The sequence below is a fragment of the Paenibacillus sp. 10L310 genome, from assembly GCF_056395745.1.
Window position 1 is genome coordinate 196,022 of sequence record NZ_JBFTKC010000003.1, and the last position, 16,050, is coordinate 212,071.

19 protein-coding genes and 1 pseudogene are annotated in these 16,050 nt (G+C 38.0%); 7 read left to right on the top strand and 13 right to left on the bottom strand.

Annotated elements, in window-relative coordinates:
- Nucleotides 1–810: 810 nt before the first annotated feature.
- Nucleotides 811–1,977 (top strand): annotated as a pseudogene (locus tag AC1DE7_RS09860) (tyrosine-type recombinase/integrase).
- Between the two features lie 447 nt (nucleotides 1,978–2,424).
- On the opposite strand, the gene AC1DE7_RS09865 reads toward AC1DE7_RS09860, so the two are convergent.
- The 3 genes from AC1DE7_RS09865 to AC1DE7_RS09875 form a co-directional block, all read right to left on the bottom strand.
- Entirely contained in the window at nucleotides 2,425–2,754 is a 330-nt protein-coding gene (locus AC1DE7_RS09865; RefSeq protein ID WP_477534248.1) for a YolD-like family protein, read from the bottom strand.
- Between the two features lie 400 nt (nucleotides 2,755–3,154).
- The gene (locus AC1DE7_RS09870; protein WP_477534249.1) at nucleotides 3,155–3,850 is read right to left on the bottom strand and encodes a hypothetical protein; all 696 of its coding nucleotides are present in this window, start codon (nucleotides 3,848–3,850) and stop codon (nucleotides 3,155–3,157) included.
- A gap of 73 nt (nucleotides 3,851–3,923) precedes the next feature.
- Complete coding sequence (locus tag AC1DE7_RS09875; protein WP_282321085.1) at nucleotides 3,924–4,421, bottom strand: hypothetical protein; 498 nt, start codon at nucleotides 4,419–4,421, stop codon at nucleotides 3,924–3,926.
- A 680-nt stretch (nucleotides 4,422–5,101) separates the two neighbouring features.
- Between AC1DE7_RS09875 and AC1DE7_RS09880 the strand changes: the two genes are divergently transcribed.
- Together AC1DE7_RS09880 and AC1DE7_RS09885 are read left to right on the top strand one after the other, a co-directional pair.
- Nucleotides 5,102–5,809 (top strand): hypothetical protein, encoded by a 708-nt coding sequence (locus AC1DE7_RS09880; protein WP_282321084.1) that lies wholly within the window; start codon nucleotides 5,102–5,104, stop codon nucleotides 5,807–5,809.
- 18 nt (nucleotides 5,810–5,827) lie between these two features.
- On the top strand, nucleotides 5,828–6,379 hold the full coding sequence (locus tag AC1DE7_RS09885) for a hypothetical protein (RefSeq protein WP_477534250.1): 552 nt from the start codon (nucleotides 5,828–5,830) through the stop codon (nucleotides 6,377–6,379).
- 701 nt (nucleotides 6,380–7,080) lie between these two features.
- Here the strand turns inward: AC1DE7_RS09885 and AC1DE7_RS09890 are convergent.
- Entirely contained in the window at nucleotides 7,081–7,278 is a 198-nt protein-coding gene (locus tag AC1DE7_RS09890; RefSeq protein ID WP_017688024.1) for a hypothetical protein, read from the bottom strand.
- A 121-nt stretch (nucleotides 7,279–7,399) separates the two neighbouring features.
- Between AC1DE7_RS09890 and AC1DE7_RS09895 the strand changes: the two genes are divergently transcribed.
- A complete protein-coding gene (locus tag AC1DE7_RS09895; protein WP_017688023.1) occupies nucleotides 7,400–7,618 on the top strand; it encodes a helix-turn-helix transcriptional regulator in 219 nt (72 codons plus the stop codon).
- Between the two features lie 254 nt (nucleotides 7,619–7,872).
- On the opposite strand, the gene AC1DE7_RS09900 is transcribed toward AC1DE7_RS09895, so the two are convergent.
- The 8 genes from AC1DE7_RS09900 to AC1DE7_RS09935 form a co-directional block, all read right to left on the bottom strand.
- Entirely contained in the window at nucleotides 7,873–8,238 is a 366-nt protein-coding gene (locus AC1DE7_RS09900; protein ID WP_017688022.1) for a hypothetical protein, read from the bottom strand.
- Nucleotides 8,239–8,246: 8 nt separating this feature from the next.
- Complete coding sequence (locus AC1DE7_RS09905) at nucleotides 8,247–8,378, bottom strand: hypothetical protein (protein WP_017688021.1); 132 nt, start codon at nucleotides 8,376–8,378, stop codon at nucleotides 8,247–8,249.
- On the bottom strand, nucleotides 8,371–8,859 hold the full coding sequence (locus AC1DE7_RS09910; RefSeq protein ID WP_017688020.1) for an accessory gene regulator B family protein: 489 nt from the start codon (nucleotides 8,857–8,859) through the stop codon (nucleotides 8,371–8,373). The genes AC1DE7_RS09905 and AC1DE7_RS09910 overlap by 8 nt, the downstream gene beginning before the upstream one ends.
- Nucleotides 8,852–9,514, bottom strand: a complete 663-nt coding sequence (locus AC1DE7_RS09915; protein WP_017688019.1) for a hypothetical protein — start codon at nucleotides 9,512–9,514, stop codon at nucleotides 8,852–8,854. Before AC1DE7_RS09915 ends, AC1DE7_RS09910 begins: the two co-directional genes overlap by 8 nt.
- 82 nt (nucleotides 9,515–9,596) lie before the next feature.
- On the bottom strand, nucleotides 9,597–9,929 hold the full coding sequence (locus tag AC1DE7_RS09920) for a YolD-like family protein (RefSeq protein ID WP_017688018.1): 333 nt from the start codon (nucleotides 9,927–9,929) through the stop codon (nucleotides 9,597–9,599).
- A gap of 308 nt (nucleotides 9,930–10,237) precedes the next feature.
- Nucleotides 10,238–10,432 (bottom strand): hypothetical protein, encoded by a 195-nt coding sequence (locus AC1DE7_RS09925; RefSeq protein ID WP_210108804.1) that lies wholly within the window; start codon nucleotides 10,430–10,432, stop codon nucleotides 10,238–10,240.
- A 183-nt stretch (nucleotides 10,433–10,615) separates the two neighbouring features.
- On the bottom strand, nucleotides 10,616–11,173 hold the full coding sequence (locus tag AC1DE7_RS09930) for an SMI1/KNR4 family protein (protein ID WP_477534251.1): 558 nt from the start codon (nucleotides 11,171–11,173) through the stop codon (nucleotides 10,616–10,618).
- An 18-nt stretch (nucleotides 11,174–11,191) separates the two neighbouring features.
- Nucleotides 11,192–12,202, bottom strand: a complete 1,011-nt coding sequence (locus tag AC1DE7_RS09935; protein ID WP_477534252.1) for an HNH endonuclease signature motif containing protein — start codon at nucleotides 12,200–12,202, stop codon at nucleotides 11,192–11,194.
- A 523-nt stretch (nucleotides 12,203–12,725) separates the two neighbouring features.
- Here AC1DE7_RS09935 and AC1DE7_RS09940 point away from each other — a divergent pair.
- Complete coding sequence (locus tag AC1DE7_RS09940; RefSeq protein ID WP_477534253.1) at nucleotides 12,726–13,583, top strand: ATP-dependent DNA ligase; 858 nt, start codon at nucleotides 12,726–12,728, stop codon at nucleotides 13,581–13,583.
- 53 nt (nucleotides 13,584–13,636) lie between these two features.
- On the opposite strand, the gene AC1DE7_RS09945 is transcribed toward AC1DE7_RS09940, so the two are convergent.
- A complete protein-coding gene (locus AC1DE7_RS09945; RefSeq protein ID WP_477534254.1) occupies nucleotides 13,637–14,671 on the bottom strand; it encodes a fibronectin type III domain-containing protein in 1,035 nt (344 codons plus the stop codon).
- A 206-nt stretch (nucleotides 14,672–14,877) separates the two neighbouring features.
- Between AC1DE7_RS09945 and AC1DE7_RS09950 the strand changes: the two genes are divergently transcribed.
- Nucleotides 14,878–15,549, top strand: coding sequence for an SOS response-associated peptidase (locus AC1DE7_RS09950; RefSeq protein WP_477534255.1), 672 nt, complete (start codon nucleotides 14,878–14,880; stop codon nucleotides 15,547–15,549).
- A 130-nt stretch (nucleotides 15,550–15,679) separates the two neighbouring features.
- Complete coding sequence (locus tag AC1DE7_RS09955) at nucleotides 15,680–16,009, top strand: zinc ribbon domain-containing protein (RefSeq protein ID WP_036674107.1); 330 nt, start codon at nucleotides 15,680–15,682, stop codon at nucleotides 16,007–16,009.
- The last annotated feature ends 41 nt before the right edge of the window (nucleotides 16,010–16,050 follow it).

The window sequence follows — 16,050 nt, forward strand, 5'->3', positions numbered from 1 at the left end:
ATAGCCGCTCCTTAAAATAGTTGAATTTTAAGGTAGCAAAGTCTACACTATAACAATTATCTATCCGGATTTAAGCGGTTACTTATATTATTAGCTCTATACAAACAACCGCCGTTGTTCATAAAATAGACTTTGCATAGAACATATCTCGAACATTGTCAACTCCTTCATAAATAACATTCAAACTATCTTCATCGGAAATAGAATGCTATCTCAATAGTAACATATTACTCCAAGTGGGCGAAGTGTCAACACTATACAATTAAGTCGTTTGAGCTAAACTGTCACATCTCATCTATTCCTTACGGACCATCAATATTAGACACTCCACATGTATCGAGTACGTGAATACTTTAAGCTCCTTCCTGCAAACTCAGCGTTGCCGATGCGATATCCAGTTCAATTCTCTGCTTTATCACTAGCGATGATATGGTTCACCGCAGTTAATCTTAAACTAAACTGCCCGCTAGCTTAATGAATTAGAGCAGTGACAAGTAGTTAAATACTTATCTAATCGGTAATCAGATCATTTCCTTTTCGGCAATCGGTACAAGTTCTGGTCTCGAACCAAGGACAAGAACTTTAAAGCTAAAGTATGGTCAAATCCTGTGAAATAGGGTGGAATTGTTTTAGTTACTTTTCCGCAACAAACCTCTGCACTAATCCAAACATAGTTATTGGAGCCAAATATGACTCCTGCACAAACGAGCCTTAGTTACCGAAGGCTCGTTTTTTGATGATTTCTTTAAAATATCTTTTCCGGCTTTAATTCGAAGCTCTTTCTCCTYTTTCTAGTAGGGAGGAATGAAATTGGCAAGTTTTAAGAAATTAAAAAGTGGCTGGAGGTATCGGTTAAAATACACCGATCCGTTCACTCAACAACAAAAAGAGAAATCCGAAGCGGGTTTTCGAACTAAACCAGAGGCTGAATTAGCTGCTGCTGAATTTTTAAGGTAGCTAAAGCAAGGGTTCGAACAGAGCGACATTCCTTTGGTCGATTAAATTCGAAATTGGATAAATAACTACAAAAAAGAAGTTGTACGAAAGAATACGATCAAACTACATGAAAACAACCTTAATACCCATATCAAACCTTATTTTAAGCGTCTGATGCTCAAAGATTTAAAACCAGATATGTATCAGGTCTTTTTAGACTCTTTATTTAAAAAGGGACTCAGCAAATGTACGGTTGAGATCATCAACTCTACTGTATACTCAGCCATGGTACATGCACTGATTCAAGGAAAAATATTACGCAATCCATGTAAAGGTTCAATTATTAAAGGAGCGCACAAAAAGAAGACGATCCAATTCATTGATTCAGAAGACATCCCCAAATTTCTTCATACGGCTCGAGGGTATGGGTACATTTATTGGATTTTCTTCAAAGTGCTTATTGAAACGGGTTTACGAAAAGGTGAAGCTGCCGCTCTCAGGTGGTCGGATATCAATTTCAAAGAAAAGACGATCCGCGTGGATGAAACACTCGATTTTCAAGCCGCAGACGAGGATGAACTTTTCGGAGATACAAAAACAAAAAAATCTACACGCACCATTAGTGTAAGTAACGCCATCATAAATGATTTGAGGTATCATGCTTCATGGCAGAATCAAAATAAGATCAATTTAGGGGAGTCCATGTACAGACACGATTTAAATCTCGTCTTGTGCAGGAATGATGGTAGTCCGATGCCTAAATCTAGTCTTTTTAATGCTTCGAAGAGAATTTTGAGAAAAGCGGGTTTAAGTGAGGATTTAACGATCCATTCCTTCAGACATACCTATGCCGTGATCATGCTTGAAGCTGGGGCCGAAATAAAATTTGTACAAGAGCAGCTTGGGCATGGCAGTGTGCAAATTACATCCAATGTGTATGCTCATATTTCTAAAAAGCTAGAGAAGCGTAACATTGATAAATATGAAGAGTACACTTCCCGTATTTTTGGCTCAGAAAATCAAAAACCGAGGGACGTTTAGGGGGACGCAACCTCAATAGAAGTGCAATTCCCTCAAAACGTCCCCCGGCTCATTCCTTCAAAACCCCGTAGTTACAAGGTTTTTTTCAATTAGTACGAAGTGATATATTGATCGCGTTCCCATTGGTGGACTTGTGTTCTATTTATGTTCCATGCTTTCAAAGTGAATCATCCACCATAAGAAATCGGCTTAAAACAAGTATTATCAGTGATCAGCTTTTCAAAACTAATCATAATTATTCAGACTTTTGTGGGCATTTTGTGGGCGCTTTTGTGGGCGCCCTTTTTTTCTTATTATAATGAAGAAACTCGTTTCATATACTCACTTTTATTGCATTACTACTCTGACATATGACGCTGGTTAAATCAAAAATCTCCTAATTAAAATAATATGCTTATACAGATATTATAAAGTATAAGCTCGCAATTCTAAAGCGATACAATCTCATTAATTAACAGAGACAATTTCGGCTAAAGAAACCCAGCGGAACTCATCCTTTAACATCAACTCTATTTCATACCGTGCAGAGTTTAATCCCATAACTACTCCTGAGAGCGGCTCTTCGAAGAAAGGGTTAAATAATATCAAATCAACCGTACTACTTCTATTATAAGAGTCAACAAGTACTTCACTGATCCGTTGCATTTCCTGATCGTCCAGTTCCGGCTTACCACGTCTCTTCTGTTGCTCACACTGAGCCAACCATGCCTCTCTGTGTTGAGGCATAATCATTCTAGATGTCTCATACAATCCGTTATCCTTCAGTCTGCTACGCATGACAAGCCTCCTTAGTATTGAGTCCAATAGTCGATATTTCCAGACGGTGGTGCGTGTTCTACCTTAGGACGTTCTCCCTTACGTTCCCAGCCTTCCAAGATCACTATGTTAGCCGTGTCAGACCTATCTCCCAATGTATGTATTCCGCAGCCACAAGAGCATCCAAAGAAGCCATAACGTCTGGTTTATGCTTGCCTGTTTTGACAGTCAGTTCATGGATTGTAGGAAACCTACGCCGTCCACCTTTGTAGTTAAATAAGATCCGAAGGACCTTCCTTTGATAATCCGTTAACATGTAAATCACCTCATCAATATTATATGCGAACATACGTTCTTTTATCAACAACAAAAAAACCTTCAGCTTTATTTAGGCTGCAAGGCTTTTCTTTATCCAACTTTATTACATTAGTTCAATGGATCTAATATGACCATTAGTTTCATTAACAGTAACGTAGATCCTATCAGCAAATCGAGAAAAATATTCAAGCGCAGATGATGATAAAAGTTCATCGTCAAACCTCCAATTTAATGGAGATAAAAACAAACTTCCATTGTTTAATGTAATTGATTCTTTTAAATATTTTGCTAAAGATAGATCCTCCTCAATATTCTCTAATTTTACACAAGAACGGAATTGTTTAATGTCCATCACATAATCGACGCATTGAATTGACTCCGTTTTGATAATTTGTTCTTTCAAATAAAAATCTTTGATTACATCGCTAACATCAGCAGTCGTTTTAGCACGATCTTGAAATCTTTTCTTAGAAGAGTCTTTCATCTCTCCTATTTGTATTTCTTTTAATTCTCCGTTAAGATAAATAGCCTCAACTTTTTCGAAATGAGGAATTATATGTTCTCTGAGAAAGAGTTCAGTTTCTTGTGAATGTATCTGAATTTGCATTATCGCTCTGTCTCCAGCATTTAAAAAAGGAATAATTACCCATTGTAAAAGTGTATTATCTTTAAATTCGTAAGACAAATCTGTTCTCTGTTCTTCATTCAATCTTTTTATTTCAAATGTTGGTTCATCAAAACTCTCTTCTACATCGTTTCTTTCTATGAGATCTATAACCTTAAAAACATTCAACAACATTGTTTCATCTCTCCTAATTAAATGAACACTGCCTTGTAGTAGGACAGTGTTCATTCGCAATTCTATTTAATAGTTATTTTACTTCAATAACATCTGCAGTTACAGCTACAATTTCATATATAGCCTTTCTTCCCTCAACTGCACCATATTTATGAACTTTAAATTTACCTTTACCTGGGGTAAATGTTTCTTGCCCACGCAATGTATTGTAATTAGTACCTAGTGGTTCGACTGTCACATTTCTTCTACCTACTTCTTTTCCATCAAAGTTATCAATTACAAATACCAACGCTGCTTTTTGGATCGCTTCACCAGACTTAGTAATTTTGATTGTCCAGTTGCATTCCATTTTCCCGCTTCCTATAGCCTTACAAAGGATAGTTCCATATCCAGCTGGTTTAGGCGTTGCTTGCGTAGAAACTACGTCAGGGTCATTTTGTTGTTTTTCAACAAGTAGAAATTCTGATGTGAATTGGTCTGGCAGTGCTTCCGTCGGTTCAGCTGCGAACGAAGAAACAGGGAAAGCAAGCACTAATAATAAAGTAAAAATTACCAATAAAGATTTTTTCATAAATAAAATCATCCTCTCTTTTTGTCTATTTCAATTATAGTAATATAATGGAATAAGAGGAATGGTTCGGATATACTATTTTTAACATATGAAATTAGCCTTACATTATATAATTTCTTGAAAATTTAGATTACTCTATTCTCCTTTATACTTAACGTTCAATAAAACCATTATTAAGGAAGCTGAAAGTAAGGGACTAGTCAGAGCAGGTTTTCCGCTTTTCTCAGATGAGGTTATATCTCCAGTTATCGCGATTCTTGAAACCAAGTTTTTTATGGATTTCCCCTGGATAACAATCGAGTTATTCGTTTCCAGCAACTTTTGATTTATTAAACCTCTTCTTTAATTGCTCAAGATAATGCCTTTAAGATCAACCGTTATCCACTTCTTTCCGCTCTAAATTCAACTGGTCTCTAAAATATCTGTTCCCAGCAATCTTTACAGACACATCACTATACGCTTCCAACGTTCCACAATAGTCCATAATTATCTTTCGACCAGGTTTCACAAGCCAGACAGAGACACGTATTTGGGATAATTCTGCGACAAAGAACTCTTCGTTTGTATCTAAGACTCAATATGTATTCATTTTCTACATCCATACGTTTTTATAGAAATATATACCTAGGTCTGATAGACTATTTATGTTGTTAATTATTACTATATCAGGAGGAAGAAGATTGAAAAAGCCTATTCAGAAAAAATGGTGGTTTTGGCTTATTGTTGTAATTATAGTGGGAGGTATCTTTGGCAACAAAGATGAGGAGAAAACTGAGAAAGAGGCAGTTGCAGCAACCGAAGTTTCCGCTCCGGCTGAAACCAAGTCAGAAACTGTTATTGCTGAAAAATCTGCTACTAAGTCCGAGGAAGTTAAGGTAGCAAAAGAGAATGTAAAGAAGCAAGAGGATAAGAACTTAGAAATACCAGGCACTCTGGGAATGACTCCGAAAGAATTTCGTAAATCGTTCAATAAACGCGCAGATGAGCTTAATAACTCCAAACTGAAAATTGGCAAGAAATTAAACATCGAAACTGGACCAGCTCAAGATGTATTCCAGTATATGACCACAGATTACATAGGTATAGCCGGTTCAGTAAACAAAGCAGACGGATCATTACGTGATGTAATGATGATAGGCCAGGGTAATGGCACTCTTTCATCTGGAACAGATCTTGTTTTAACTATAGGTTTAGTAATACTCGCAACCAATCCAGACTTACCATCAAAAGCTGTTGGTAATGTTCTTGATGACCTGGGTATCCTTAATGAAGGCGTGGATTGGACAACAGTTAATGAATCAACAGAACTAAACGGAATTCGTTATAGAATAACTGGATCTGATGCTATTGGAATAATGTTCAGTGCTAGTGACGCAAAAGAGAAATAAATTTTAAAGGAGATCATCATGAAAAGAGTACTAGCTCTACTCTGTGTCGTGGCAATGTTTGGATTCATATTAAATCCATCTTATGTTAATGCAGCTACAGTAAATCCAAAGACTTTGTTAGAAAAAAAATTCCCTAGAGAACGTGTAACAGTCAGTAAGTCAGTAGACCTAAACGGAGACAATAAGAAAGAACACTTATTGATCACTAACTCAGGCAACTTTTATCTCATCAACTCTAAAGGAGTTATCGTACTTATAGATACAGATTATTACAACGAAGAAGAGCCAACATTCCATTTACTTAATATCTCCTCAAAAGAGAAACATGTTGCTATAACGTTAGACTCCCCACCTTCCAATACACAATTATTTGTTTTTAAGTACCAGGATGGAACCCTTAAAAAGAAACTCACTATTGTTGGCGATGTAAGTATTAAGATATCAAAATCAGGTGAAATCAGACAAGTTTGGAAAAGTCATTTGCCTGAAGGAGGTTGGGATGTTGCTGTGGCCTATTATAAGTGGAATAGTACGAAGGGCAAATATGTAGGCTCGGGAGAAACGCCTTAAACCATTAAAAAAGGTTTAACAATAAGGACTATAAGTTAGTCTTTACTTTACCAGAAAGAGATGTTTTAAATTAGCATGTTACAACTAATATTTGTTTCACTTCCATTTTAATTATTAGCCGAAAACCTACATCTTTCGTTCAAAAACAATAAAAACGCTCTGACCAGTATATTCTGACAGAGCGTTTTTAAATTCAAAATTAAACCGTAGAACTCTTTAATCCAGATACTGTTATCCACTCACAATAACTAGCTAATGCTTTTGCTTGTCTTTTGGTCAACTATGCCCACATCTCTGGCAAGATCCAGAAAAGCAATATAGATAGATTTGAGAAATTCACTGAAGAAATTTTCGAATAGAAAAATATTTTGTGGGCATTTTGTGGGCACTTTGATTTTTCTTTAAATATATAGGCACTTGCCCACAAAAAGAAAAACCCCTCAGCGCTAGAGCGCCAAGGGATTGAGCTATTAGTACAACGTAATATATTGATCGCGTTCCCATTGGTGGACTTGTGTACGGTACAAAGCCAGTATCATTTTCTACGTATTTTTAAATACTTTTATATAGTATTCACTACGGTTTTCATAAAAATCATAAACTATATATTCTTTTAATTATTCCTATTTCTTCAGAATGCGCGGTCAAAATGCGGTCAATAAATAGCTTAGGAAACTTTGATCCAAAGCATTTTATTGGCCTCAATCCGCTAAGGTTATGTTCTTAATAAAATTGAGAATTTTCACTAAGTTTTTATTGGATATTTTCTTCCCATCATACTCCCACTCTTTCTCCAACATGTTCCCTACTTTCAACTCTTCTACGGTTCCTCCTTCAAGAATAAATTTGAATTTGTCAGTATCTTTTATTTGGAAAAAATCTCTCTCCGGACTTTGCATAATTATCTCTCCCACGATGTATGTGATGTGCTGTCATAGTATAGGGTTTACCTGATATTACCACCATGTTATAATGTCTCTCGAAACTAAATAGTCTTACCCCGTATAAGGAGAATAAGAAGTGAGTAAAATCTCCCGGGGCAGATGTCTGCTTAAAGTTAGGATTAAGGAGGCTCGTACGACTCAAGCACAGTTATCTCGGAGAACCAGGTATACGCCACAACGTATCTCTAACTGGGCCAATAATCGTGAGCCAATGCCTTACGAAGCCGCTGTTCTTATATCGAAAATCCTCGACTGCCACGCTGAGGATTTGTATATCTGGCATATCGAACCCTAACGCCTATAAGCAGGCGTCCCCCCGGGAAAAAGTATCGACGGGTAGATACTTTTTATAGTAAAAATCATCTAACAACTTCTTTCAACCCCTCCCCTCTACTTCCAAATAAAGCATAGCACATGAAAATAGTGGAATATGTCGAAGAGTGTCGTCTAGCCCCTGATGCTTTCAGTATTTCGTACCTAGTATCGAAATTTCTTGACACTTTTGTTAATTCATGGTACAAAAAAACCCGATTCTCGAAGAACTCGGGTTCATTTCAGCTTGTCTTTAACAAAATCCAAGTGGATCTTGTTCTTCGCTATTTCTCGTTGAAGTCCACCGTAAAAGTGAGCCATTAGGCCGAACCTCGTTTCCTCTATCTTCTCTACTTGATCCATGTTAACTAGTAAACCACTATCTAATTGCACCAGATTCGGATAAAGCTTTTTAGATGCTTCAAACGTGCGAATATCACTGAAGGATAATTGCTTCGTATGATAGTGAGGGACAAGGTAGTTCTTTTTAGGAGAGAACATATCTATGTAACAAAGTTCCGCTAAACTATAGAAATCATACTCTCCAATTTCTTTGCCATCAACCGTTCTTGATCCAGCCACATGATGCTTTAATTCATCCATAATTCACTCTACTTTTGCTTCTTCTTTTTAAGCGCCTCCGGAACTGGTTGTGATCCGATGAACACTTTCTTGCTATCTACTTTATCGGCTGCATCTTGCTCGATTTTAAGAGATAACATTTTGGCAATTTTTTCATTCATGTACGTTTTCACCTCCTTTTATCTTGGCCGCCCATACCAACAATAATTGCGCCATAAGCACAAGTGTAATTTCTGAAGAAAGAATGTTCACGTTAGCCAGGCTGACGATCACTATCAACCAACGTGACTGTTCTCTTCTAAGTCCCATGTAAAAAAAGGATACTAGCACGCTTAATATTACCACACTAAATGTGCTCATGGGAATTACAGGTGCTATTATGAATAATGACACAGTAACTATTGTACACAGAGTCAACTTAAGGTGTAACCCACCAGTAATTTTTCTGGCAAATGCAAAGGTGCACATGGCAACAATCGACCCAATTAATTGACCTATTAACAATGAAAAAACTATTGTCAATATAACAATAGAATAAAGATTTAGTTGCCGTCCCACCTCATAAGCTATTACTTCCTCATTGGCCGGCGGATATGCACGTTTAACTGACATTGCAAACTTACGTGATACCAATTCAATCAATTTGGAGATCCCTCCGGTTTGAAAAGTAATATGATATACCGAAGCTCAGCAAGGCTGCTGGAACCAACAACACAATCATGTAATTCAGCAATAACACCATAGCGAATGAAATGAAGATTAGAACACCGATAGTTGTAATCAAAAGACCCTTGTTCTTAGAGTAGTCCAATTCAATATTGAAATCGTGCGGTGGTAGAGGTACAAATGAGAATCCCCAACGGAACAGCGTCATTATCGACGAGACAATGTACGCAATACATATCGCTGTAATTTGAAGCAATTGAACTTTGTATCCATGCGTCTCAACTATAACGGCCTGCGCATTGCCACCGATAGCCATGTAACCCATAGCTAACGCTAATTGAATAGCAACATACGCGCTCATACCTGCGCTAGACATGAGAGCCGCGTAAAATAGTTTGATCTCCAGTACATAACGCATAAATAGTATAACTAGGAGCATTAACACAGCAGTATCTATCATAGGTATTCCAATTACAATCCTTATGAAATATGATGCTACTGCGGCCAGAACAGAAAAGATGATTTTTTCCCAAAATCTATCCCTTACTGGCAAACGATAAAGCCTCAACATCAGTGCCAGGACAGCAAATACATCAAATGCACCTATCAAGATATAAGCAATTACCCCCACTTGGCACCATCCTAATTAAAATAACTTTTAAAGTTATTATAAAGGACAACGTGGCAATTCCATAGCCAAATTCATACAAATGCTATACAGATGCAGATATAATTTCCGCAAGCTGAATCCATCTATATTCTTCTTCTAACATCAACTTAACTCTATGATGAGACGTATTTAGTCCAACAACTATCCCGGAAACATCCTCATCATCGAATGGGCTGAATAACACCAGATCAACTGTGCGGCTACTACTATAGGACTCCACTAAAACTTCACTGATCTGTTGTATCTCTTGATCGTCCAGATCTGGCTTACCGCGTCTCTTCTGTTGTTCACATTGAGCCAACCATGCCTCTCTATGTTCAGGCATAATCATCCTGGATGTCTCATACAACCCGTTTTCCTTCAGTCTGCTACGCATGATAAGCCCCCCTTAATATTGAGTCCAATAGTCAATGTTCCCAGACGATGGTGTGTGGTCCACCTTGGGACGTTCTCCCTCACGTTCCCAGCCTTCCAAGATCACTATGTTGGCCGTGTCAGACCTATCTTCCCAATGGATGTATTCCGCGAATATAAGAGCGTCCAAAGCAGCCATGATATCTGGCTTATTCTTCCCTGTTTTAATCGTTAGCTCGTGAATAGTGGGAAACCTACGCCGTCCACCTTTGTAGTTATATAAGATCCGAAGGACCTTCCTTTGATAATCCGTCAACATTTTGAATCCCCCTATGCTGTCGTTCTTATTGGACGGCATGCCAGTAAACCAGATTCCCTAAACGTACGTGGCTTTCCGGACAATAGATCATCAGCTCTAATCATCCCCGACCGTATGCTCTTGACCTGGATACGTCGTTTGGTGATCTTTCCACTTTGATCCTCATAGATAATTTCAACCAACCAACCCAAGTATTTCACTGGCATGTTCACCCCTCCAACTTCACAGAACATTTGTTTGTATTTTCATTATATGCGAATGTATGTTCGTTATTCAACAGAAAAAAATACCCAGCCCAGAGACCCCCAGAGACCGGGCTTCTTTATACCAAATTCAAAATATATAAATAAAAAGGTTCACTAGCAAATAATTGCTGGTGAACCTTTTTATTATAATTCAAGCCAATCTTTAAACTTAACTTCTTCTTCATCAAGAGTCCTACATGCGAGCAAAGGACTCCACTCCCAAAAATAATTTCCATTGCTTCGTATAAAGTATTCTAATAATTCAGCAAAGGTGAGACCCAAATAATCAAAATCTGATCCAGATGATCCTAAGAACAAATTTCTTTTATCTTTCTGAGAAGCAAAAAATATCGTGCCTCCCGCATATTTAATCAAGGGGAATAATCCTGGAGCAATATCTGGAGAATAAAAATCGGCTTCTTCATCCATTTCCTTTACGCTATATACAACCAGCGATTCACCATCGCCAGTATCAAACAATGAAGCACCATTACTTATCTTAAGAAACTCAATAATATCTTGTGGCAGCTTTATTTGATGTTTTTTTTCAAGCGCATGGATATCATTTTGGAGAGCCGGCTTATGAAAAACAAATTTCGCCTTATAGAGCTCTCCATCTCCTCGAAGCACATTTAAAGAATTTTTATTTTCCGCTTGTGAAATCAGAATCTTAAGAAACTGACTGACTCCAGAATTAGTCATATTCATACTCTCCTTTTCTTACTTATATCCAGCAAAGAAAGATGTATAAAGTTTATGGACATTTTTGCTTAACGGGATTAAGTTACTATTATCGTTGGTGCCACCAAACTCTCTAGGTCTGATGTGATGTATATCAACTAAATCCCAATTATAATTGGGTACGTTGTACGTTCTTTGGTACCACTGTCTAAATGGTCTGCGTTCTTTATCAGTCCAATCTACAGGAGTAGAGGTTTTTGCCCAAGTCAAACTAACTGGGTCTGTAATTCTTTTTCCTGATACAGGGTCAACATAGTCCCCAGGCCAAGGGCGAGCTGTTCTACTAAGTAGTAGCGTTGAAGACGAAGATACCAAAGGAACTATTTCTTTTGGGTAGTGCACACTTACTTCAAAAGTAACCGAGTAATAACCTACACCTGATAAAGCGATGTTTTTCTGAGTTGACGATCCAAGCCCTGGAAATGTGATGTTATCTGAGGTTCTAGATACGACTTGTGGCGTACCTCCTTTAGTCATAGCTTTTTTTAGAACGTAGTTTACACCTACTAAGACAGGTTTGGAACCGACTACCTTTGTAACGCCCAACCCAGCAGTAATCTTACTTGTGCCTCCCTTTGGGTTCAAAACAGGTTGAATACCAATTGAATTTACTCCCACTGCAGCAGGAGAAACTTTTGATGTTGCAGATACTTCTGCTAAATTTGCTTCTGTTGAAATTAACGGCTGTTGCATATCAGGCGAGGAATAAATATAAATACTCTCACCTGGTTGAATTGTTTCTCCATTTACTTCAAATGTATAAGTAGTTTCTGGAGTTGTACCGTAAATGTCAGGAACATCACTATTTTCCTTGAAATCATCAACGAGATCTCGATCAACAACAGGATCAAGATTTATTTCAGATGAAATAGCATTCTCGTTGTTATTTGGATTGCTATCTTCTTCTGCACTAATTGAATTAGGGAAAAGTCCCAGTACAAGTGCTAAAGCTAATAACAAGGCGAAATTCTTTCTTAATAGTTGTTTCATGAATTATCTTACCTCCAAAGGATTAGTATATTTGTGCCCTTCTACCCTCCATTCAAGCTTTTGATCATACAAATATTATTATCTATAAAATTACCACAATAAACCATGGGCATTATTAACTAATATACAACTGATTCCTAATACCCTTATGTATTTCATATAAAAGAAAAAAGCCCCACTAACAATAAGTCAACAGTACCTTTCATTCCTAATTTAGACACATGGATATATATGGAGTTATAGCTGGTGTATGGCGACGTTTTCACCTGAGTCTGATCGGAGAGGAATGAGTGCAGCAGGAATTTTAATATTTGTTTTTTAATCAGGCTTATGACAAAGTTCTTTCTCTTGAAAAGTTAGGTCCGCTCCAGGAAAAGATCTCTGCTTCTTGGTGGATCAATTACATAGATTTAACTTTAGATGAGATCATCGCAAAAACAACATAGAATTGAAATTACATATCCCATAACTTACCACCTCAACCCTTTATGGCAAAACGCTATAATTAGGTTGAGGTGTTTTTATGTTCATAAGTCCTATGTTACTTGAAACAGCACCGGGTCCCTTCTCTCATTCGGATTACCTTTTTGAACCGAAGGTTGATGGACATCGGTTGATATATTCGCAACAGTCCGGCAATGTCCGGTTATATACACGTCACAATAATGACTGTACTCGTCAGTACCCGGAATTACAGTTGCCGTTTGACTCCGACATCATTTTGGATGGCGAAGTAGCATGCGCCGATCCGACAACTGGATTGAACGATTTCGAAGCAGTCATGAGCCGCTTCAGTACTAAACAGGATAGTAAGATACAACAACTCACTCGGATGCTTCCGGCCACGTTTGCCATATTTGATATCCTGCAGTACAAAGGTCAGGACTTGCGTAAACTACCTCTCATGGGACGTAAAGCTATTCTACATAGCATTACTCTGCCCTCTCCCTCCTTTGGCATCGTACCGCACATAGAAGGCGCTGGAGAAGATTTGTACGCTCAGATAGAGACTATGGGTATGGAAGGTATAGTTGGCAAGCGCAAAGATAGCCAGTATGTCAGCAGACGGTCAAAGGATTGGCTGAAGGTTATTAACTGGTCCTATGCTGATGTGTTTATCACAGGATACAAGAAAACTGAGTTTGGATGGTTTGCAGCTGTGCCAGATACAACTGGCAGAATGCGCCCAGTGGGAATTATTGAGCATGGCCCCAGTACAAAACATAAGCAAGCATTCCGTGGAGTTTGCCAGCAGCTGATAACAGGTGAAGACAAGAACAACGTTTACCTTGAACCTCGAATTCAGGCCAGAGTTAAAATGCGCAACTGGACCAAATCAGGCTTGCTGCGTATCCCTGTGTTTGATCGATTTATTGTCTGAGATAATGCAAAAAAGGCTCCGCATTGAGTTGCGGAGCCTTTTGTATTGACTGCTTAGTATTCGCTTACTTCAAACGTCAGGACTCGATCAAACAGGATGTAGTCTTTACGGCTCTTGAACGGACCTTTGTTATTGTCATGCTTATCAATCGCGTATGATGCTTTTCCGCTTCCTGCTTGTTTTGTTTCATACCAATCAATGAAACTATTTACTGCTTTCATGCTCAAGTCAAACTCTTTCTCAAGACCGGTAGTCATAGTCACGACAAGGATTGCACGATCACCTGCAGGCTGTTCCGGTGTTGGTGTCTCGGTGTTATCATTATTTATAGTTAATGCTACTTCATTCGAAATAACTGTTTCTACTCCATTGAAAATAGCTACGATTTGGAAGTAGTAAGTTTTACCGAACTCCAAATTTGGTACTTTATAAGTTGCGCTATCCTTCCCTTCTACTGTAATCGAATCTGTGTATTTTCCTGACTCAGTACCATATTGAATTTTATATCCTGTAGCATCGTTAATTGTATTCCAATTTAAGGTAGCAGTAGTTCCTGTGATAGAACCATTTAGTTTGATATATTCAAAACTGCCTAATGTAATTTCATCGATTGCCAACCAAGAAGAACCACCATCCCCCTCAATCTTTATGCCCTCATATACTCCTTGCGTAACTTTAACCGGTGGAGGTGTATTAAATCTTTCTGAAAGTGCTTGGGTTTCTTTAGGGCTAATAGCAGTCCAAGTGCCATCTTTTAATCCATAGATTTGATATGTAACGGACCTTATCGGTTCTGCTGCAGTGCTAATATGAACAAAGTTAAATTCAATTGCTTCGGGAAATTTTAGTTCAATGGTACCTCTATATGTACCTGCATTCCATTCGTTTTTCAGCTTACCATCAATCACATTTTTCGCAATGTATGTTGAATACTCGCTACTTGCCTTTACTTCAGTTCCATTGGGTGGAGAAAATCCAAGCATTCCATCTACCTTATTACTTAATGGAGATGCCGCTCCTGTTGTTGAATGAGAAAACAACAGAATTATAAGCAGAACAGTCAAAAATGCCAAACAATTTTTTTTCATCGTTAATCTCCTTATTCTTTATTATAGAACTAACTATAACGACCTACAGGATTAACGTCTAAACATAAACTTGCTGATCTATAAATATCATCTAATTTATTGCATTTTTATTTTATATTGGATGATCATCTCCACAAATTACCCGTTTCTATTCTTAAATATTTGAGTAAAATTAAATAGTATAGAGTCTCAAAGGAGGCATTACTATGTGCGGAAGATTTACAATTACTGATCCCTTAGACGCCATAATGGACAGGTACTATGCATCTATAGCTGATGGCTTTGAGTACAAACCTAATTACAATGCAGCACCCATGCAGTACATTCCGACAATCATCGGCAGCAAGGACGGAAATAGATTGGGTTCACTCCGATGGGGCCTGGTACCCGTTTGGGCCAAGGATGACAAGATTGGGAACAAGATGATTAATGCCCGTGCTGAGACGTTAACCGAGAAGACTTCCTTCAAACGTCTAATCAGCTCCAAACGCTGCATCATCCCCACGAACGGATTTTATGAGTGGCGTAAGGAAGGAACGGAAAAGAAACCAATGCGCATTCTGATGAAGGATGACCGTTTATTCTCGCTTGCTGGCCTGTACGATACATGGACAGATCCGGATGGAAACAAGTTGAGCACGTGTACCATCATCACAACGGAACCGAACAGTCTAATGGAGGACATTCATAATCGCATGCCGGTTATTCTGCGGCCTGACGATGAGGCGGAATGGCTAGGAAGAGATAATGATGATGTGCAGTCCTTACTCAGATTGCTAAATCCATACAAGGCTTCTGAGATGAGAGCTTATAAGGTCCCTAAAGAAGTTGGAAATGTGAGGAATAACTCTGATGAGCTTTTAAAGGAAGTAAATTAGGAATAGAATTAAAGAGTGATGACACTGTAGGTCGTCACTCTTTTTTGTCGTTTACAACTCAGAATTATATGGAAATAACCACTTAGGTCTGATAGACTATTCTGGATTGATTACATAGTTGGAGGAATATATGGAAGAGAAAATAGCTTTTATTATTGGAATAATTATGTTTTCAAGCTTTATTCTGTTGTTTTTCGGTTTAGCTGCTGGTTTGTTTCTTGCTACGTTCCGAAATATAAGGGCTGCCATTAGAGGTAAATTATCAAGTATGGAACCTTGCAGATCTTGCGGAAATTCGGTATCTAAAACTGCCGTTATATGTCCTTATTGTGGAGATAATTTTGGACAAATAAATGTAGTCGCCAATTCTATAATAGGCAGCTTTATATCAGGAGTTGTTTCTGTGGCTGGTGGTCTATTACTTATATTGGGTTTCATGGAGTTTTTAAGAGATTGGTAACAAAGGAGCCACTATATGGCTCCTATTTTTGTACCCTAAAC